This is a genomic window from Halorubrum sp. Hd13 (genome assembly GCF_002252755.1).
Taxonomy (GTDB): domain Archaea; phylum Halobacteriota; class Halobacteria; order Halobacteriales; family Haloferacaceae; genus Halorubrum.
The window spans coordinates 1-589 of sequence record NZ_NHOY01000100.1; the positions used below are offsets into that span (position 1 = coordinate 1).

The 589-nt window shown below is 38.4% G+C and carries 1 protein-coding gene; it reads left to right on the top strand.

From position 1 onward, the window contains the following. Window positions 1–589: acyl-CoA dehydrogenase family protein (locus DJ81_RS12950; RefSeq protein WP_170938326.1), on the top strand; the 589-nt coding region annotated here is incomplete at both ends.

A 589-nucleotide genomic window follows, 5' to 3' on the forward strand; every position in this document is an offset into this window, starting at 1 on the left:
AACTATTTCCTCCAATATGGAACCGAAGAACAAAAGAAATATTACTTACCAAAAATGATTTCAGGAGAATTAGTTGGTGCAATCGCAATGACTGAACCGGGTGCCGGAAGTGATCTCCAACGGATAAAAACAACAGCAAATTTTGATGAGGCAATGAATGGATATGTATTAAATGGCTCTAAAACATTTATTACGAATGGTCAGCTTTGTGACTTTGCGATTGTTGTAGCGAAAACGAAATTGGATGTAAAACCATCGAAAGGAATATCGCTGTTTATCGTTGACGCAAGTAAGGATGGTTTTACTAAAGGGAAAAATCTTGAAAAAATAGGATTACATGCTTGTGATACTTCGGAGTTATTTTTTGAAGATATTCTGTTAGATGATCGAGATATTCTCGGAGGAGTAGATCAAGGTTTCTCCGTGTTAATGAACGAATTACCTCGTGAACGGCTAATTGTTGCGAATTGTGCCGTTGCTTGTATGGAAGGTGTACTTACTGACACGGTTACTTATGTGAAAGAGCGAGAGTTATTCGGAACAACGCTCGACCAATTACAGCATACACAATTCACCTTGGCTGAGTTGC